This is a genomic window from Amycolatopsis sp. CA-126428 (assembly GCF_002904335.1).
In the GTDB taxonomy this organism is placed as follows: domain Bacteria; phylum Actinomycetota; class Actinomycetes; order Mycobacteriales; family Pseudonocardiaceae; genus Amycolatopsis.
Genome location: NZ_PPHF01000127.1, coordinates 27,257 through 45,651, shown reverse-complemented (window position 1 = coordinate 45,651; position 18,395 = coordinate 27,257). Strand labels below are relative to the sequence as shown.

At 72.2% G+C, this 18,395-nt stretch carries 16 protein-coding genes; 9 read left to right on the top strand and 7 right to left on the bottom strand.

The genetic code is table 11. From position 1 onward, the window contains the following. Positions 1 to 413 precede the first annotated feature (413 nt). A complete protein-coding gene (locus C2L58_RS30785) occupies positions 414 to 764 on the top strand; it encodes a helix-turn-helix domain-containing protein (protein WP_146073712.1) in 351 nt (116 codons plus the stop codon). Positions 765 to 1,296: 532 nt separating this feature from the next. Here C2L58_RS30785 and C2L58_RS30780 read toward each other — a convergent pair. Together C2L58_RS30780 and C2L58_RS30775 are read right to left on the bottom strand one after the other, a co-directional pair. Beyond that, the gene (locus tag C2L58_RS30780) at positions 1,297 to 2,361 is read right to left on the bottom strand and encodes an aldo/keto reductase (RefSeq protein ID WP_103341177.1); all 1,065 of its coding nucleotides are present in this window, start codon (positions 2,359 to 2,361) and stop codon (positions 1,297 to 1,299) included. A 77-nt stretch (positions 2,362 to 2,438) separates the two neighbouring features. Further along, entirely contained in the window at positions 2,439 to 3,941 is a 1,503-nt protein-coding gene (locus C2L58_RS30775; RefSeq protein WP_103341176.1) for a tannase/feruloyl esterase family alpha/beta hydrolase, read from the bottom strand. Between the two features lie 150 nt (positions 3,942 to 4,091). Between C2L58_RS30775 and C2L58_RS30770 the strand changes: the two genes are divergently transcribed. Together C2L58_RS30770 and C2L58_RS30765 are read left to right on the top strand one after the other, a co-directional pair. Beyond that, the gene (locus C2L58_RS30770; protein ID WP_103341175.1) at positions 4,092 to 6,827 is read left to right on the top strand and encodes an AAA family ATPase; all 2,736 of its coding nucleotides are present in this window, start codon (positions 4,092 to 4,094) and stop codon (positions 6,825 to 6,827) included. A gap of 94 nt (positions 6,828 to 6,921) precedes the next feature. Beyond that, the gene (locus tag C2L58_RS30765; protein WP_103341174.1) at positions 6,922 to 7,950 is read left to right on the top strand and encodes an alpha/beta fold hydrolase; all 1,029 of its coding nucleotides are present in this window, start codon (positions 6,922 to 6,924) and stop codon (positions 7,948 to 7,950) included. Positions 7,951 to 8,013: 63 nt separating this feature from the next. Here C2L58_RS30765 and C2L58_RS30760 read toward each other — a convergent pair whose 3' ends face one another. Together C2L58_RS30760 and C2L58_RS30755 are read right to left on the bottom strand one after the other, a co-directional pair. After that, the gene (locus C2L58_RS30760; RefSeq protein WP_103341173.1) at positions 8,014 to 8,445 is read right to left on the bottom strand and encodes an organic hydroperoxide resistance protein; all 432 of its coding nucleotides are present in this window, start codon (positions 8,443 to 8,445) and stop codon (positions 8,014 to 8,016) included. A gap of 84 nt (positions 8,446 to 8,529) precedes the next feature. After that, entirely contained in the window at positions 8,530 to 10,122 is a 1,593-nt protein-coding gene (locus C2L58_RS30755; protein WP_103341172.1) for an ABC-F family ATP-binding cassette domain-containing protein, read from the bottom strand. A 192-nt stretch (positions 10,123 to 10,314) separates the two neighbouring features. Here C2L58_RS30755 and C2L58_RS30750 point away from each other — a divergent pair, with 192 nt between their 5' ends. Beyond that, a complete protein-coding gene (locus tag C2L58_RS30750; protein ID WP_103341171.1) occupies positions 10,315 to 11,337 on the top strand; it encodes an NAD-dependent epimerase/dehydratase family protein in 1,023 nt (340 codons plus the stop codon). A gap of 2 nt (positions 11,338 to 11,339) precedes the next feature. Here C2L58_RS30750 and C2L58_RS30745 read toward each other — a convergent pair whose 3' ends face one another. From C2L58_RS30745 to C2L58_RS30735, 3 genes are all read right to left on the bottom strand, one after another. After that, on the bottom strand, positions 11,340 to 11,807 hold the full coding sequence (locus C2L58_RS30745; RefSeq protein ID WP_103341170.1) for a DUF4383 domain-containing protein: 468 nt from the start codon (positions 11,805 to 11,807) through the stop codon (positions 11,340 to 11,342). A 36-nt stretch (positions 11,808 to 11,843) separates the two neighbouring features. Next, entirely contained in the window at positions 11,844 to 12,113 is a 270-nt protein-coding gene (locus C2L58_RS30740) for a hypothetical protein (RefSeq protein ID WP_103341169.1), read from the bottom strand. A gap of 304 nt (positions 12,114 to 12,417) precedes the next feature. Then, the gene (locus tag C2L58_RS30735) at positions 12,418 to 13,377 is read right to left on the bottom strand and encodes an ArsR/SmtB family transcription factor (protein ID WP_103341196.1); all 960 of its coding nucleotides are present in this window, start codon (positions 13,375 to 13,377) and stop codon (positions 12,418 to 12,420) included. A gap of 375 nt (positions 13,378 to 13,752) precedes the next feature. On the opposite strand from C2L58_RS30735, the gene C2L58_RS30730 reads away from it, so the two are divergent. The 5 genes from C2L58_RS30730 (at position 13,753) to C2L58_RS30710 (ending at position 18,156) form a co-directional block, all read left to right on the top strand. After that, entirely contained in the window at positions 13,753 to 15,942 is a 2,190-nt protein-coding gene (locus C2L58_RS30730; RefSeq protein WP_103341168.1) for a sensor histidine kinase, read from the top strand. Continuing rightward, entirely contained in the window at positions 15,939 to 16,373 is a 435-nt protein-coding gene (locus C2L58_RS30725) for a roadblock/LC7 domain-containing protein (RefSeq protein ID WP_199191524.1), read from the top strand. The genes C2L58_RS30730 and C2L58_RS30725 overlap by 4 nt, the downstream gene beginning before the upstream one ends. Beyond that, positions 16,370 to 16,747 carry a DUF742 domain-containing protein gene (locus C2L58_RS30720; RefSeq protein ID WP_103341167.1) on the top strand — a complete coding sequence of 126 codons (378 nt, stop codon included), beginning with the start codon at positions 16,370 to 16,372 and terminating at the stop codon, positions 16,745 to 16,747. The genes C2L58_RS30725 and C2L58_RS30720 overlap by 4 nt, the downstream gene beginning before the upstream one ends. A gap of 73 nt (positions 16,748 to 16,820) precedes the next feature. Continuing rightward, a complete protein-coding gene (locus tag C2L58_RS30715) occupies positions 16,821 to 17,360 on the top strand; it encodes a GTP-binding protein (RefSeq protein WP_103341166.1) in 540 nt (179 codons plus the stop codon). A 19-nt stretch (positions 17,361 to 17,379) separates the two neighbouring features. Continuing rightward, on the top strand, positions 17,380 to 18,156 hold the full coding sequence (locus C2L58_RS30710; protein ID WP_199191528.1) for an MHYT domain-containing protein: 777 nt from the start codon (positions 17,380 to 17,382) through the stop codon (positions 18,154 to 18,156). Positions 18,157 to 18,395: the final 239 nt, after the last annotated feature.

Here is an 18,395-nt window from a genome sequence, read left to right as displayed (position 1 = left end):
CCGTTGGCAGGTAATGCCTTTCGGTGCACGATCGTCAACAGTGGCTGACACCTCAGCCGTCTGCGCCGGCTGATCGTTGGCGGGCGCCGGGGGTGGCAACCATGCTGGGTGCATGCGCCTGATCCACCCAAAACGACAACTCGGCTTTTCGGTCACGCGTGTAACGACCGTCATAACTTTGCTCACCGACGTCACGATCGTCGGATCAGGTGGTCCACACCCATGGACAGGCACACCGCACCGGGGAGCGGAACCAGCCATGAGCGCATGTGACGAACGACGGCCACTCGGTTGGCGGTGTACCCGCCGACATCGATGTCGTTGGGTGGATGTGGACCGCGTGACACGCGAGCCAGCGACCGGGGCCGCGTTCGCACGCACACGGATCAGCTGGTCGGGGCGGCGATGATCTGGTGAGCGACGATCACAGAGACACGGGTCCTCCCGAGCCGGTTCCCGTCGAGATCCCGGCCGAGCTCGTCCAAGCCCTCGTGGAGCACTACACCGCCGGGGAAACGATCGAAAGCCTGGTCGCGCGGTACCCCTACAGCTATCGCAAGATCCGGGTCGCCCTGCTCGACGCCGGCGTCACCCTGCGCCCACCGCGGATCCCGCTGCCGCCCACCCCGCCCGGGCTGGTCAACGCCTACCTCGACGGGCGGTCGATCCGCCAGCTCGCCACCACCTACGGCATGTCCTACAACCAGACTCGCAACGTCCTCCTCGCGGAGGGTGTCGAACTCCGCCGCCGGGGCCAGCCGTGACGCCGGCGGCGCCGGGTCTCGCGGCTTCGGCCGCGAAACCCGGCGCAACTCGCCCCCAGTAGGGTGGTTCAGGCGTTCAGGCCGCCATGATGATCCACCAAAGCGGCATCAGGTGCGTCAACGACTTCTCCTTCCATCGATCAGGACCAGGAGCCGCTCGCTCCGCAGGTGGACGAGGTATCATCTTTGCCCTCATGCGGAGTGCGGTGACCAAGGGGGTGAGCCTCGTTCGGTGGTCATTCGGTTGGGTTGCCGAGAGGATATATGTGCTGGATGAGGTCGAATCATCGGGGGTGGTCATTCGACCGTGCGCCACTTCCGAGGAAAACGGCGCGGTCGCCTGACCAGGCGAATTCGCTCCGCATTCGACGGGCTGCGGCACTTTCCGCAGTCTACTGTAGAGCTTCAGCGGTGCCGGATCGCCTCCATGGCAACGCATCCGAGGAGATGTCGTCCGGTTACATCGCTTCTCGGCTTGTAACTCGCGAAAGGAATAACTGAAGAAATTTCACTCGAAAGAGTGGCGCTGCCGTTACCAGTTCCGGACCGCCGGCGCGTACCCCGCCGGCTTGTCGCCGATCTTCAACTCCGGGCTGACGATCCAGTTCTGGTACGCCGGGGTGAACATGCGGTACACCGACTCCGGCGGGACCGCGCTCGCCTCGTCGAGCAAGGTGCGCAGCTCGGCCGGGATTTCGAAGTCGAGGGCCGCCATGCTCTTGCCGAGTTGCTCGGCGCTGCTCGCCCCGACGATCGCCGCCGCGATGGCCGGCTGGGTGGCCACCCAGTTGATCGCCACCTGGGCCATCGTGACGCCCAGCTTGTTCGCGACCTCTTCGAGGGGCGCGAGCACCTGCGGGGTGCGCCCGGTCCAGGCGGGCCCGTCGCTGAGCCGTCCCGCGCCGCCGTCGCGGTACTTGCCGGTGAGGATGCCGCCGGCCAAGGGGCTCCACGCCGTGACGCCGAGGCCGAGGTGCTGGGCCATCGGGACGTGCTCGGTCTCGATCTGGCGCTCGACCAGCGAATACGGCAGCTGCAGGTTGACCATCGGCGCCAGCGAGTGCGCTTCGGTGAGGCTCTGCGCCCGCGCCGCGTACCAGCTCGGCACGTCGGACAGGCCGGGGTAGCGGATCTTGCCCGCGCGGACGAGGTCGTCGAACGTGCGCACGACCTCCTCGACCGGGGTGATCCGGTCCCAGGTGTGCAGCAGGTACACGTCGACGTAGTCGGTGCCCAGCCGGCGCAGCGACGCGTCGAGGGCGCGGATCAGGTGCTTGCGCCCGTTGCCGCCGGCGTTGGGGTCGGCCGGGTCGACGGTGTTGGTGAACTTGGTGGTGAGCACCAGGCGGTCGCGGGAGTTCGTCTCGGCGATGAGCCGGCCGAGGATCGTCTCGCTCTCGCCGGCGGTGTAGAAGTCCGCCGTATCCACGAAGTTGCCGCCCTCTTCGACGTACTTCCGGAAGATCGGGCGGACTTCGTCCTGGGTTTTGCCGTAGGCGGCGTGGAAACCGCCGGTGCCGAAGTTCATCGTGCCGAGGGCGAGCCGGCTGACGCGCAGCCCGGAGCGGCCGAGGAGGTAGTACTGGTCGAGTGCCATGACTTCAGCGTGCCGAGCCGTTTTTGGACCCGCAAGTCCAGTCCGCGAGCGCCGCGGTGAGCGCTCGCGGACCGGGCTCAGCGGCAGCGGTAGCTCGACGCCGTGGCCGGGTCGCCGCCGGTGTAGCGCGAAACCCGCGGGTACGGGCACAGGTTGCGCGTCTTGCCGTCCGCGGACGCCGCCGCGAGGGTGGCCGGCGCCTTGCCGTGCTCGACCCAGCCGACGAGCGCGCCCAGCGCGTTCGTCGGCTCCGGGCCGCCACCGCCGAAGCAGTGTTCGACGCCCGGCGCGAGGAACAGCCGGTAGAAGTCGTTCACCCGCTGCGCGCCGCCCATCGTGCGTTCCACCTGGGTGCGGTAGGACAGCGTGCCGCCCGGCGGGATGAGCTGGTCGTTCGCGCCGACGAAGGTGATCAGCTTGCCGCCGGCGCGGCGGAACGCCGACAGGTCGGGGTCGGACGTGCCGATGACGTCGTCGTACTCACGCACCGACTGGCGGAACAAGGCGGTGAACTGCGCGTAGGTGAGCTTCGAGGTGTCGAAGGCCGCCTGCTTCTCCAGGAACGACTGCACCCACTTGACGGCGACCGGGAAGCCGGGCGCGGTCAGCGTGCCGTCGGGGCCGGGCTGGGTGCCGGCCAGCCACGTGAAGTCCGCGCCCTTCGGCAGCCCCGCCCACAGCTGGCGGCCGCGCTCGTCCGTGGGGCCGGCCCAGATCTTGCGCACGACCTCGGCGTCCGCAGCCGTGACGGTCACCTCGTGGCCGTCGCAGAGCACCTTCGTCCCGACGAGGCCGCGCGGGTCGTAGCCGCACTCGTCCGGCCGGTCGACGATGCCGTTGGTCACGCCGTCCTGCGCGTCGCACGCCTGGACCGCGGCCGTGCGGAACGCCGAAAGCACGCAGGGGCTGGGGAAGTCGTGGCTCTGGTTCATCACCACCTGCGGCCAGAGGGTCGCGACCGCGAACTGCGTCCAGTCGACGGCGGGGGCGTTGGCCAGCACGCCGTCGAAGTCCTTGGGGTAGTTCTGGGCTTCCGAGTAGCCCTGGCGGCCGCCGGTCGAGCAGCCGGTCCAGTAGGAGTACGAGATCGGCCGCTGGTAGTACCGCTGCGTGACGGCCTTGCCGAGGACGGCTTCTTCGTGCACCGAGCGGGTGGCGAAGTTGGTCAGGAGCGTCTGGTCAACCTGACCGTCTTCGAGCGCCCAGGACGTGTCGAGGCCGTCCAGGGACACGCCCGCGTCGGTCGTCACGGCGCTGTAGCCGTCCTTGACCGCCTGCGGGAGGGCGTCGAAGTTGCCGGCGGCGTAGGCGCTGCCGCCGAGGGCCTGGAGCCGGCCGTTCCACCCGGTGTCCGGCAGGGCCACGGCGACCTTGACGTGGTCGGTGCCGGTGTGGGTGAGCGTGACGGTGATCAGGCAGTACGCCGGCTGGGGCGCGGCCTGCACCGATTCGATCTTGGCGCCGGGCGGGGCGGGCACCGCGACGGCGGCGCACGGGGTCGGGGTTGCTGCCGAGGCGGCCGGCTGCGTGACGGTGGTCAGCAGGAGCGGCACGGCGGCGGCGAGAAGGAGGCGTTTCATCGGTCTCTCCGGTCGCTTTGCGTCCGATGTGGACATTGCGGGGGGAACGGTAGGCGCGGGGCCGCGGACCCCGCGCCCGTCGGATGACGCTGCTGCCGTACGTCACTCGGCCGTGAGCTGCGGAAACAGGCGTTGGGTAAGGTCGTTTCCATGGCGCTGAGCGGACGGGACACCGAGCTGAAGGAGCTGGGCGAGCTCGTCGACGGCCCGGAGGACCGCAGCGGCGTCCTCCTGCGCGGGGAAGCCGGCATCGGGAAGTCCGCGCTGGTGGCTTCGACGGCCGCGGCGGCCTCGGTCGCGGGGTTGCGGGTGCTGCGCACGGCCGGGGCCGAGGCCGAGCGGAACCTGGCCTATGCCGGGCTGCACCAGCTGCTGTACCCGGTGCGGGCCGGGGTGGCGGAGCTGCCCGCCCCGCAGCGCGACGCCCTGCGGACGGCGCTGGGGCTGGCGGACGGCCCTTCGCCGAGTGCGTACCTGGTCGGGCTGGCGGCGCTGACGTTGCTGGCCGAGGAGGCGGCGGCCAAGCCGTTGCTGCTGGTCGCGGAGGACGTGCACTGGCTGGACCGGGCGAGCGCGGACGTCCTGGCGTTCGTGGCGCGGCGGATCGAGACCGAGCCGATCGTGCTGCTGGCGACCCTGCGGGACGGCGCGGAGTCCCCGCTGCTCGAGGCGGGGTTGCCCTCGATGGTGCTGGACCGCCTCCCGCCCGACGCGGCGGCCGAGCTGCTGGATTCGGTGGCGCCGCGGCTGGCACCGGCGGTCCGGACGCGGCTGCTGGCGGAGGCGGCGGGGTTGCCGCTGGCGTTGACGGAACTGCCCTTGGCGGTGGGTGAGCTCGACGGGCTGGATCCGGTGCTGCCGCTGACGGAGCGCTTGGAGCGCACGTTCACGGCCCGGGTGGCGGCGCTGCCCGAGGTGACCCGCACGGCGTTGCTGGTGGCGGCGCTGAACGAGACGACCTCGCTGGCGGAGACGCTGGCGGCGACGGGGGCGCTGCTTGCGGCGGGTGCCGGAGTTGGCGGAACCGGCGTGCCCGGGGCCTGCGCCGACCCCGGCATCCTCGCCCCCGCCGTCGAGGCTCGCCTGGTCGAGCTGTCCGCCGGGGCCGTCACCTTCCGGCACCCCCTCATGCGGTCCGCCATCCCCGCCTCCGCGACCCCGCTCGACCGTCGGCACGCCCACCTCGCCCTCGTCGAAGCCCTCCGCGACCAGCCCGATCGCCGTGCCTGGCACCAGGCCGCCGCCACCGCCGGGCCCGATGAAACCGTCGCCGGCGAACTCGAACGCACCGCCGAACGAGCGCGCTTCCGGGGCGGGGCCGCCGCCGCCATCGCCGCGCTCGAACAGGCCGCGCGGCTGAGCCCGAACGCCGAGGACCAGGCCGACCGGCTCCTCAAGGCCGCCGAACTGGCCGTCGAGTCCGGGCGGCGGGAGACCGCCGAACGCCTGGTGCACGCCGCCAACCCCGCCGACCCGCGCCGCCGGGCCACCGCCGGGCGGCTGCTCAGCGAGTTCGAAGACGGCGTCCGCGAAGACCCCGCCCGCGTCGCCGAACTCGCCCGCACCGCCGCCTCCGTCGCCGCCGACGGGCAGCACGACGCCGCCATGCGGATCCTCTGGAGCGCCGCCATGCGGTGCTTCTGGACCGAACCCGGTCCGGAAGCGAGACAAGCCCTCCTGGACGTCGCCGATCGGCTGCCCATCCCGGAAACCGACCCGCGGATCGTCGCCGTCACCGCGTACGTGGCGCCCTTCGAACGCGGCCAAGCCGTCCTGGCGCACCTGCGGGAGCTGGTCGCCAAGACCGGCGCCGATCCCGAGGTCGACCGGTACCTGGGCAGCGCCGCGCTGCAGGTCGGGGCCTTCGACCTCGCCGCCCGGTTCTCCGCCGCCGCCGCTCCCGGCCTGCGGGCCCAGGGCCGGCTCGGCCTGTTGCCGCGAGCGCTGGCCGTCCAGGCGTGGAGCCGCGTCCGGCTCGGCGACCTGGCCGGGGCCGTGCCGGCCGCGGCGGAGGCGGCCCGGTTCGCGCGGGAGACCGGCCAGCCGTTCATGGCCGGGCTCGCCACCGCGGTCCAGGCCGAAATCGCCGCCCTGCGCGGCGAGCACAAGCAGGCGAAGACGCTGGCCGACGAGGCCGAACGCGCCGGGCTCGCGGCCGGCGCCCGGCCCGTGCTGGCCACCGTGCAGCTCACCCGCGGGCTGACCGGCCTGAGCGAGGGCCGGTTCGAGGACGCGTTCGCCGACCTGCGGCGGCTGCTCGACCCGGCCGACCCCGCCTACCAGCTGGCCTTGCGCACGTACTGCGTCGCGGAACTCACCGAGGCCGCGGTGCGGGCCGGGCGGACGGACGCGCTGCGGGACGTGCTCGCCGAGCTCGAGCCGCTCGCGGCGAAGACGCCGTCACCCGCGCTGCACATCGGCCTCCGCTACGCGCGAGCCGTGCTCGACCCCGACGACGAGCGGTTCGCCGAAGCGCTGCGAGCCGACCTGGCCGGCTGGCCCGCCGAACGCGGCCGCGTCCACCTGGCCTTCGGGGAGTGGCTGCGGCGGCAGCGGCGGGTCGTCGAATCGCGGACGCACCTGCGCACCGCCCGCAAGACCTTCGACGCGCTCGGCATGGCCGCCTGGGCCGACCGGGCCCGCCGCGAGCTGCGCAGCGCGGGCGAGTCGAGCCCGAACCGCGGCCCGGACGCCCGGGACAAGCTGACCCCGCACGAGCTGAGCATCGCGCAGCTGGCCGCCGGGGGGCTGACGAACCGGGAGATCGGGCAGCGGCTGTACCTTTCGCACCGGACCGTCGGCACCCACCTGCACCGGATCTTCCCCAAGCTGGGCGTGAGCTCCCGCGCCGACCTCGCCGGGAAGCTGAAGACCCTCGGCGGATGACGTACACCGGCTGCGTCACCTGACGGGCGCGCGGTTCACCGGACAGCTCCTAACGTGGTGAAAGTCCCACGGTCTTTTCGCACAGGAGCAGCAGATGATCAGCAGGAGAAGGTTCGGGCAGGCGTTCGCGGCCGGGCTCGCGGCGACGTCCTTGGCGGCCTGCTCGTCGGGCACTCCCGCCGTCGCCCCCGCTCCGGCGCCCGACCTGCGGGCGGGCTCGGGGGAGCACACCTCGCTCGGGCCGGTCAAGCGGGCCGACGCCGGGGTGCTCACCATGGCCTACCACGAGTTTGGGCCGGCGACCGGGCAGCCGGTGGTGCTGCTGCACGGCTGGCCCTACGACCCGTACAGCTACGTCGACGTCGCGCCGATCCTGGCCGGCGCCGGCTACCGGGTGATCGTCCCCTACCTGCGCGGCTACGGCCCGACGGCGTTCAAGTCCGCCGAGACCGTCCGCAACGGCCAGCAGACGGCCGTGGCGCTGGACGTCATCGCGCTGCTGGACGCCCTCAAGATCGACAAGGCCGTCTTCGGCGGCTACGACTGGGGCGGCCGGACCGTCGACATCATCGCCGCGCTGTGGCCGCAGCGCTGTAAGGCGATCGTCGCGGTCAGCGGGTACATCGTCACGAACCTCAAGGCGAACCAGCAGCCGCTGGCGCCCCAAGCCGAGCTCGGCTGGTGGTACCAGTACTACTTCGCGACCGAGCGCGGCCGGGCCGGCTACGCGGCGAACCGCCACGACTTCAACAAGCTGATCTGGAAGACCGCGTCCCCGGCCTGGCACTTCGACGACGCGACCTACGACCGCAGCGCGGCCGCGTTCGGCAACCCCGACCACGTCGCCATCGTCATCCACAACTACCGCTGGCGCCTGAGCCTCGCCCCGGGCGAGCCGCAGTACGAGGCGTACGAAGAGAAGCTGGCCGCCGGCGCGACCATCGGCGTCCCGTCGATCACGATCGGCAGCGACTTCGACGGCGCGGCCAAGGACGGCCGGGCCTACCGCGCGAAGTTCACCGGCAAGTACGAGCACCGGATCTTCGACGGCATCGGCCACAACGTGCCCCAAGAAGCGCCGCGGCCGTTCGCCCAGGCGATTCAGGACGCAGACCACCTGTAACGGTCGTGAGTGGTAAGGCGGGTTCTAACCCGCCTTACCACTCACGACAACGTGCGCTGATGCTCAGGCGACCGTCGCGTCGAGGGTGACCTCGATGTTGCCGCGCGTGGCCTTCGAGTACGGGCAGACCTGGTGCGCGCCTTGGACGAGCTCGTCGGCCGTGGCCTGGTCGATGCCCGTCGCCTCCAGGTGCAGCGCGGCGCTGAGCCCGAACTCGCCGGCCTCGACGTCGTGGTGCAGAGTCACCTCGGCGACCACGGCGAGGTCGTTCAGCGGCACCTTCTTCGCGCCCGCGACCCGGCGCACGGCCCCGACGAAGCAGGACGCCCAGCCCGCCGCGAACAGCTGCTCCGGGTTGGTGCCGTCGCCGGCGCCGCCGAAGGCCTTGGGCACGGCGAGGGTGACGTCGAGCGCGCCGTCGTCGGAGGTCGCGCGGCCGCCGTTGCGGCCCTCCGCGGTGGAGGTGGCGACGGCGGTGTAGGTCACTTCGGACATGGGGTTCCTTTCAGCGGGTGACTTCACCACGCTAGGAATCCCGGCGGGCCCGCGGCGACCGTCGCCCGACGTCACCCGTGTACGTCACCGCAGCCGGCCGTCCGCGAGCCGCAGCCACCGGTCGATCCCGATCTCGGCGAGGAAGCGCTCGTCGTGGCTGACGACGACGAACGCGCCGCGGAACGCCGCCAGCGCGCTCACCAGCTGCCCGGTGCCGACCAGGTCCAGGTTGTTCGTCGGCTCGTCCAGCAACAGCAGCTGGGGCGCCGGTTCGGCGAACAGGACGCAGGCGAGCGTGGCGCGCAGCCGTTCCCCGCCGGAGAGCACCCCGGCCGGCAGGTGCACCCGGGAGCCGCGGAACAGGAAGCGGGCCAGCAGGTTCATCCGCTGCGCGGCGGGCAGCGCCGGGGCGGCCGCCGCCAGGTTCTCGGCGACGCTGCGGTCGTCGTCCAGCAGGTCCAAGCGCTGGGACAGGAAGGCGATCCGGCCGTCGGCGCGGGTGAGAGTGCCGCCGTCGGGCTCGAGGTGGCCCTGCACCAGCCGCAGCAGCGTCGACTTCCCGGCACCGTTGGGGCCGGTGAGCGCGATCCGCTCGGGACCGCGGATGGCCAGGTCGGCGCCGTCGCCGAAGAGGCCCCGCACCCGCAGGCCCTCGCCGAGGAAGAGCGTCCGGCCCGCCGGGACCTCCGTCCGCGGCAGCTGCAGGCTGAGCTTCTGCTCGGGCCGCAGTTCGCGTTCCGCCTGGTCCAGCTTGGCTTTCGCGGCGCCGACGCGGGCGGCGTGCGTGCCGTCCGCCTTGGCCGCCGACTCCTGCGCGTTGCGCTTCATCGTGCCGGCGAAGATCTTGGGCAGCCCGGCGTTGCCGAGGTTGCGCGACGCGGTGCTCGCGCGGCGGGCGGCGCGCTCGCGGGCCTGCTGCATCTCCCGCTTCTCGCGCTTGACCTCCTGTTCGGCGCTGCGGACGTGCTTCTCGGCGACTTCGCGGGCGGCCCGGACGGCTTCTTCGTAGGCGGTGAAGTTGCCGCCGTGGAACCGGATTTCGCCGCCGTGGAGCTCGGCGATCCGGTCCATCCGGTCGAGCAGCGCCCGGTCGTGGCTGACCACGAGCAGGCAGCCGGACCAGTCGTCGAGCACGGCGTAGAGCTTGCGGCGCGCCTCGGCGTCCAGGTTGTTGGTGGGCTCGTCGAGCAGCAGCACGTCCGGGCGCTTCAGCAGTTGCGCGGCGAGGCCCAGCGAAACGATCTGGCCGCCGCTGAGGGTGCTCAGCGTGCGGTCGAGGCCGATGCCGGCGAGGCCGAGCCGGTCGAGCTGGGCGCGGGTGCGTTCTTCGACGTCCCAGTCGGTGCCGATGGTGGTGAAGTGCTCCTCGCCGACGTCCCCGGATTCGACGGCGGCGAGCGCGCGCAGAACCGGGGCGACACCGAGGATTTCGGCGACCGACGGCTCCCCGCTCAGCGGCAGGTCCTGCGGGAGGTAGCCGAGCGTGCCGTCGGCGGTGACACTGCCGGTGGTGGGCTTCAGGGCACCGGCGACGAGCTTCAGCAGCGTCGTCTTGCCGGAGCCGTTCGGGGCGACGAGACCGGTGCGGCCGCCCGGGAAGGTGGCGGACAGGTGGTCGAAGACGGGGGTGTCGTCCGGCCAGGAGAAGGACAGGCCGGACAGCACGATTTCGGACATGGCGAAGACCTCGAGGGGTGAGCGGAACAGGGGACGTCGACGGCGGCCCGCACCGGCACTGCCGGGGGCCTGCACACTCCGGAGCTATCCGGAGATGTCGACGTCACCTGCCACGACTGGTCTCCTCACGAAAGGGATCTTCCCTTCGAAGATAGCAGGGTTGTCCGCCTGTACCCCGGGTAACCGGCCCGGATGCGCATCGTGGTGACCGGAGCGACCGGCAACATCGGAACCGGGGTCGTGCGCGCGTTGGGCGCGGACCCGCAGGTCGAGACCATCGTCAAGCTCGCCCGGCGGCCGGCCGATGGCGTCGTCACGGCGGACGTCGAACGCGACGACCTCGTGCCGCACTTGCGCGGCGCCGACGCGGTCGTGCACCTGGCGTGGCTGTTCCAGCCCACCCGGCGTCCCGAACGGACTTGGCGCGCGAACGTCCTCGGCTCGATGCGGGTGTTCGAGGCGGCGGCGACGGCGGGTGTGCCCAGGCTCGTCTACACGTCGTCGATCGGGGCCTACTCGCCGCGGCAGGACGACGAGCCGGTGACCGAGGACTGGCCGACGCACGGCTGGCCCGGAGCCGCCTACACGCGGGAAAAGGCTTATCTGGAGCGGTACCTCGACGCGTTCGAGGGCCGGCACCCGAAGCTCGACGTCGTCCGGATGCGGCCGGGGTTCGTCTTCCAGCGCAGTGCCGCGACGGAGCAGCGCCGCCTGTTCGCCGGGCCGTTCGTCCCGGGTTCCCTGGTGCGGCCGGGCCTGCTCCCGGTGGTGCCGGACGTCCGCGGGTTGCGGTTCCAGATCGTGCACACGGACGACCTCGCCGACGCCGTCCGCCGCGCGGTGACGCGCCCGGTGCGCGGGGCGTTCAACATCGCGACCGGCCCGGTGGTGGACCCGCGGTTCGCGGCGGACCTGCTGGGCGCGCGCACGATCGGTGTCCCGGCGGCCGTGGTCCGCGCGGCGGTGGACGCGGCCTGGCGCCTGCACGCGATCCCGGCGTCACCGGGCCTGTTCGACGCGGTCATGCGGCTGCCGGTCATGGACACGAGCCGCGCGGAGTCCGAATTGGACTGGCAGCCGCGCCGGGACGCGGCGGCCACGCTGAAGGAGTTCCTCGCGGGACTGCGGGAAGGCGCCGGCGCGGACACGGCACCGCTGGCCCCGGACCGGCACCGGCTGCACGAGATCTCGACGGGAATGGGCCGCCTTCCCTGAAGTCAGCGGCCCTGCTTCTCCGGCTCGGGGTACTGGCCACGGGCCCGGTCGGCGGCCGCCGTCGCGATGCCCGCGGCGATCATCGCCAGGCCGAGGCCGAGGTGCAGCCAGTCGTCGGCGTTGTCGAGCGGGAGGAAGTTGGCCGCGCTGTCGCGGTCCATCGCGAGGCCGAACACCCACAGCAGCACGTAGATCCCGCCGCCGATCATCAGGAAGGCCCGCGAACTCCCGTTGGCGCGCGCGGCCAGCACGCCGAGCACGCCGAACAGCACGTGGACCAGGTTGTGCAGCACCGAAACGGTGAACACGCCGAACAGCTGGGCGCCGGACTCGTGCCCGGCGAACTTCAGCGCGTCGTAGTCCGCGGTGATGCCCGGGACGAACCCCAGCACGCCGACGAGCAGGAACGCGATCCCGAACAGGAGGGCGGCGCCCCGGGCGGTGCTCCGCCGAGTTTCGACTTCGGTCATGGCGCCGGACTACCCGGCGCCGGACCGGACAAACGGCTACGCCAGTTCGGCTGAGACGACCGAGGGCAGCTCGCGCAGCCGGTCGAGCAGGGGGCCGGTCTCGTCGGCCGCCAGCAGGACGGCGCAGACCATGCTGCTCTCGCGGACACCGTCCTTGATGTCGACGGACAGTTCGTGCACAGGCCGGCCTTCGAGGGCACCGACCAGCGCGGAGATCTCGTCGGCCCCGCCGACGAAGTAGGTGGCGATCCGGCGGCGCAGCAGCATGGCCGAGCGCGGCGCGGGAACGGCGAAGGAGGTGGACATGGCGGATCTCCCTTGTGGAGGGCGGAATGAGATCGGGGCCAGGTCCCGGAAAAAAGGGCGATCGCCGACGCAGCGCACCGGCGACCTGGGTTCAGCCGGCGCGCCGGGTTACGAGTCGCATGGACAACGTGAGGCGCAGCACGGCGACAGGCTAACACGACCCCGGAACGTCGCGCACGGGCTCGGAGGTGGGGGGCGAAGTTCGCTCGGCACGGCGATGGCTCCCCGCGGCTCGGGGCGCGAGTGCGGCCCGCCGCCAGCCGCCCTCAGTCGCCGGCCGCCCGTCGATCGCAGCTACCCGGCCTCAACTCGCTCGGATGATTCCCAGGCCGAGCGGCGTGATCTCGTGGATCTGCGACTTCCCGGACCGGTTGCTGCTGATCAGCCCGCTCGCCCGCAGCACCGACGCGTGCTGGCTCGCCGTCGCCGGGGAGATGCCCGTCAGGTCGGCCAGCTCGCTAGTGTTGCACCTCGTCGTCGCGATCGTCACCAGGACCTTGGCCCTCGTCTGGCCCAGCAGCGCCGCGAGGGAGGGGCCTGGCTCCGCGTCGCTGTCGAACCTCGGGTGGCTGATCGAATAGACCAGCGCCGGGGGGAGGAGCGGGTCCTTGTACGTCGTCGGCATGCCGTGGGCGAAGAACGCCGGGATCAGCCTCAGGCCGCGGCCGTTGAGGTGGAGCTCCTGGTCGATCGGGAAGCGCACCCGCAGCACCGGCGGGGACCACGTCACCTCCGGGTGCAACGTCGACAGCAGCAGCTGCGGCCCGCCGCGGTCCAGGTTGGCCTGCAGCCGGTGGCGGTCGCGGGCGACCGCGCGGCGCACCGTCGCCCAGTCCGGCGCGACGCACTGGCGGTAGTAGTCGTGCAGGGCCGCGCCCAGCCGGCGCAGCTCTTGCGGCTCGCCGTCGCCGACGCGGCGCAGCCACGCCGGGACGTGGGTGCCCTGTGCCGCCAGCTCGCCGACGTCCGCCGCCAGCACCGGTGCGGGTGTCTCGAGCACCGCCGAAATCCCGTCGCCGATCGTGCGGGCGCCGGCCGGGGTGAGGAAGTCCGGGCAGTAGCCGTACGGCGGGACGGCGGACATCAGCAGCCGGCCGGACTGCGGGACCGCGGAACGTGAGCCCCGCCGCCAGCGGCCGAAGAACGGCTCACCCTCCGGCCGCCGGATGCGGTAACTGCTCATCAGCAGCTCCCACATCGGGTCGGCGTCCTCGGCGAGGGTCACCTTCGCCAAGTCCGCTTCGGTGAAGTGAATTTTCAACATCGACGCCGACACCCCCTTTCCCGGCCGAGGGTAACGGGCAGCGCCGGGGCTTCCGACGGGGGTCGCGCGGCCGCCGGAAATTCACGCACCCGCCCCCGAATTCCGCACGGTCTGACGAGCCGTCTTCACCCTCCGCAAGGGTAAAAAGCCGCGCCGTGGCAGTTCACGCTGTGTGATTGGTGCGTACGGGGGAAACGACCGGCATTCCTTGACAACACCACCTTGTCCGGAGTTACGTCACCGGCTGAATTCCGCGGAAAAGGAACCGGAAATCGTTCTCGGGTCACCGGTACGAATCGAGCCACGCCACCGATGAAAGAAGATGAACCCCCGTCCCGCCGTTCCGTCGCCTCCTGGAATCCCGGTAGCTGGCGGTTGCGCACCAAGATCTCCGTCGTCCTGTTGCTGCCCGTCCTGGTCGCCCTCCTGCTGGCGGGTGGCCGGGTGCAGGCCGAACTCGCCCGGGCCGGCGGCCTCAGCGCGGTCCGCGACCAAATGCCGGTCGTGCAAGGGATTTCCGAACTCGCCGGGCTGGTCGACGACGAGATGATCCAGGACGGCGCGGCCGCCCAGACCGCGGCGGTCGACGAGAAAGCCGCCGCCGTCCGGCACGACGCCGCCTTTTCCCAGCTCAGCCCGGAGCTGTCGCGGTCATTGGAAGATCAGCTGGGTAAATTGGCCGACCTGCGGCAGCAGACCGGTTCGCCGGCCGCGAAAACCGCGGCTTACCACGACTTCACGGTCGCGCTCAGCGAACTGATCGCCGGGATCGTCGAGCAGGCCGGGAATGGTGATCTCGGCGCTTTGGCCGCCGTCGCCGAATCGTTGGTGCAGCTGAGGACCAGTCTCGCCGATCAACAGGCGCTGGCCGGCCGGTCCGAAGGCACTTCGGCGGCCGCCGCCGAGCGCGCCGCGGCCGAAGAAACCGTACTCACCGGACAGATCCGGCGCGCCCTGCCCGCCGGGGCCGCGGCCGCCCGGTTCGCCGCGGCGACCAGTGCCGGTGCGGGAGGCGCCGAGGCGAAGCGCACGGTGCTCGGCACCGTCCTCGCCGAGCAGGTGAAAACGCTTTCGGACGCGGTCGGCGCGCAGACCAACACCGCGCGGTCCGACGCGCTGCGCGACGCCGCGCTGGTGATCGCCTCGCTCCTCGGCGCCCTCGCCATCGCCCTCGCCGTGGCCCGGTCGGTCGTCGCCCCGATCCGGCGGCTGCACGCCGCCGCGCTCGACACCGCGCAACGCCGCCTGCCCGGCACCATCGAACGCATCCGCGGGGGCGAGGAGGTCGACTGGCGGCGGACCGCGCCGATCCCGGTCGACTCCGAGGAGGAGATCGGGCAGCTCGCCCGGGCCTTCGACGACATGCACCGGCAGGCGGTCCGCCTGGCCGTCGGCGAGCAGGCCGAGATGCGGATCCAGGTCAGCGAAATGTTCATGACGCTGTCCCGGCGCAGCCAGTCGCTGGTGGAGTTGCAGCTTTCGGTGATCGAAGACCTCGAAGCCGACGAACAGGACCCGCAGCGGCTGGCCGAGCTGTTCCAGATCGACCACATCGCCACCCGGCTGCGGCGCAACGGCGAGAACCTGCAGGTCCTCGCGGGCGGCAAGCCGGTGCGCCGCGACGTCGGCCCGGTCGCGACGGTCGAGCTGCTGCGGGCCGCGACGTCGGAGGTCAAGGACTACCAGCGCGTCTCGCTCGGCAACGCGCCCCGCGGCTCGGTGCAGTCCGAGGCCGCGGCGGACGTCGTGCACATCCTCGCCGAGCTGCTGGAGAACGCCATCCGGTCGTCCCCGCCGGAGGAGCAGGTCGTGCTCACCGCCGACCGCGGCTTCGACGGCGGCCTGCTGATCGAGGTCGTCGACGTCGGGCTCGGGATGACCCGCGAGGACCTCGAAGCGGCGAACGCCCGGCTGGCCGCCGGGGCCGCGGTCAGCCCGGAGACCACCCGCCGGATGGGCCTGTTCGTGGTGAGCAGGCTGGCCGCGTCGCACGGGATCACCGTCCGGCTGCGGCCCACGACCACGCGGACCGCGAGCGCCGGCATCACCGCCAGCGTGCACGTCCCGGGCGTGCTGATCCTGGTCGACCTGCCACCCCGGGCCGTCCCGCCCATGCTCACCCCCGCGGTCAACGGTTCGGTCAACGGCGCGGTCAACGGCACTTCCCGGCACGAGCTCGAACCGCGGTGGCCCGCCGAAGAACCGCCGCCGGTGGCGGACCCGCCGACGCCGATCTTCGACCAGATGCTGTCGCACTGGTTCGCCGAAGCCCCGGCGACACCGGCCCGGCCCGGCACCTGGGCGACGCCCGCCGACCAGGTCCGCCAGGCCGCGGAAGCCGCGGTCGGCACCCTCGACGACAGCGAGTTCACCGACTCGGGGCTGCCGGCCCGGACGCCGGGCGCGCAGCTCGCGCCGGGCTCGGTGACCCCGCGCGCGCCCCAGCCGCCGGACCCGGCCTTCCGCGACCCGGCCGCGGTGCGGAACAACCTTTCCCGGCACTACAGCGGCATGCGCGCGGCCCGGCACCGGGTCGCGGGCGAGCCCGAGGCGGAGCAGCGATGAGCACCCGGCAGGAAGGAGCGGAAGTGGCCGAGCGGTCCCGGAACTGGCTGGTGTCGGCGTTCACCCGGGAGGTGCCCGGCGTCGCGCACGCCGCGCTGGTCTCGGCGGACGGCCTGCTCGTGGCGGCGGACGAAGCCCTGCCGCGCGACCGCGCCGACCAGCTCTCGGCGATCGCGTCCGGCCTCTCCAGCCTCGCGCTCGGCACCGCCGACCTGTTCACCGCGGGCCGGGTGGTGCAGTCGGTGATCGAGATGGAGCAGGGCTTCCTGCTGCTGATGAACGTCGGCGACGGCTCGAACCTGGTGGTGCTGGCCAACCCGGGCTGCGACATCGGGCTGGTGGGCTACGAGATGACGTTGCTGGTCGACCGGGTCGGGAAGGTGGTCGAGACCCCGGCTCGGCCCGCGGCCGCGCCGGGAGCGGCCCGGTGACCGAAGGCCGGCGACGCGAGGGTGGGCGGCACGCGGCGTCGCTGGCCCGCCCGTACGCGTGGACCGCCGGCCGCACCCGGCCGACGGTCGACCTGGCGGTGGAAGCCCTCGTGGAGACGACGGCGGAGGGCCGTGTGGCGCCCTTCAGCCCGACCAACCCCCTGGCCGTCGTGACGCAGCTGTGCCTGCAGCAGCGGTCGGTGGCCGAGGTCGCCGCCCACCTGGGCGTGCCGCTCGGCGTGGCCAGGGTGCTCATCGGCGATCTGCTCATCGCCGGCCAGGTGTCGATCCGCGACACGCTCACCGCGGACGCCTCCTGGGACGAACGGAACGACCTGCTCGAAAGGGTCCTCAGTGGACTACGTGCGCTCTGACAGTGTTACGCAAAGCGGTGTTTCCCCGCGCGGTGCGTCCCGAAGCGGCCGGATCACCTCGGCGAAGATCGTCGTGGCCGGCGGGTTCGGGGCCGGCAAGACGACGTTCGTCGGTGCCGTCTCGGAGATCGACCCGCTGCGGACGGAAGCCCTGATGACGTCCGCGGCCGTCGGCGTCGACCGGACCGAAGCGGTGCCGGGGAAGTTCGCCACCACGGTCGCGATGGACTTCGGCCGGCTCACCCTGGCCGACGACCTGGTGCTCTACGTCTTCGGCACGCCCGGCCAGCACCGGTTCTGGTTCATGTGGGACGACCTCGTCTGCGGTGCCGTGGCGGCGATCGTCCTGGTGGACACGCGCCGGCTGGCGGACTGCTTCGCCTCGATCGACTTCTTCGAGTCGCGCGGCCTGCCGTTCCTGGTCGCCATCAACCAGTTCCAGGACACCCGCCAGCACGGGCCCGAGCAGGTGCGCGAGGCCCTCAAGATCCCGGCCGCGGTGGAGGTCGTCACCTGCGACGCGCGCTCGCCGGAGTCGACGAAGAAGACCCTCATCGCCGCGGCCGAGCACGCGCTCGCCGAGCACCACGCCCCCCGATCACGGAAAGCTTGAAGGAGCCCGCAAAATGCCCATGGACCACGAAGACTTCGCGATGGGCAACTGGCTCGTCGTGCTCGCGTACCTCACCTCGGTGGTGGGCTGCGCCCTCGGCCTGGCCTGCACGCTGCAGGCGCGCTCCACCGACAGCCCGCGCACCCGGCTGACCTGGCTGGTGCTCGCGGCGGTGTCCATCGGCGGGGTCGGCATCTGGGTCATGCACTTCATCGCGATGCTCGGCTTTTCCACGCCCGGCATGCCGGTGCGGTACGACATCCTGCGCACGGCGCTGTCGGCGATCCTGTCGGTGGCGGCGGTGTTCTGCGGGCTGCTGGTGTTCGGCGTCCGCAACCGGTTCGCGTGGAAGCGGCTGCTGCTCGGCGGGCTGCTGACCGGGCTCGCGGTGGCCGTCATGCACTACACCGGGATGTGGGCGGTGCAGGTCAAGGGCGTGGTCGGCTACGACCCGACGCTGGTGGTGCTCTCGGTGGTGATCGCCGTGGTCGCGGCCACGGCGGCGCTGTGGTTCACGGTCGGGCTGGACAAGCTCCTGCCCCGGCTGGCGGCGGGCCTGGTGATGGGCGCGGCGGTCACCGGCATGCACTACACCGGCATGGCGGCGGTGCGCCTGCACCTGGACCCGGGTGCGCCCGACCCGTCCGGCACGGAGGTGTTCTCGTTCCTGTTCCCGGTGTTCGTCCTGGCGGCGCTGGCGATGGCGGTCCCGATCTGCGCGGTCCTGATGGCGACGTCGAGTTCGGAGGCGCCGCGGCACACGACGGTCGCGCACTCGGAGCTGTCCTCGAAGTAGGCAAGTGCGGATGGCGTGGCCGGAGTGGCCCTTGTCCGCCAGAACCCTGCTTGGCCGGGTCCGCCGCGGGACCGGCCGATGGCATGATCGCCTGGCTGGCCGCGCCCGCCGCGCGCCGCGGTTCCCCCTGCGTGGGGCAGCAACGGCTCGATCGCTTGCCACTGCGCATCAGCTTGCTCATGCCCGCACACCACAACCCCGGAGCAAAGCAGGTCATCCTCACCACTTCGAGGACCGGC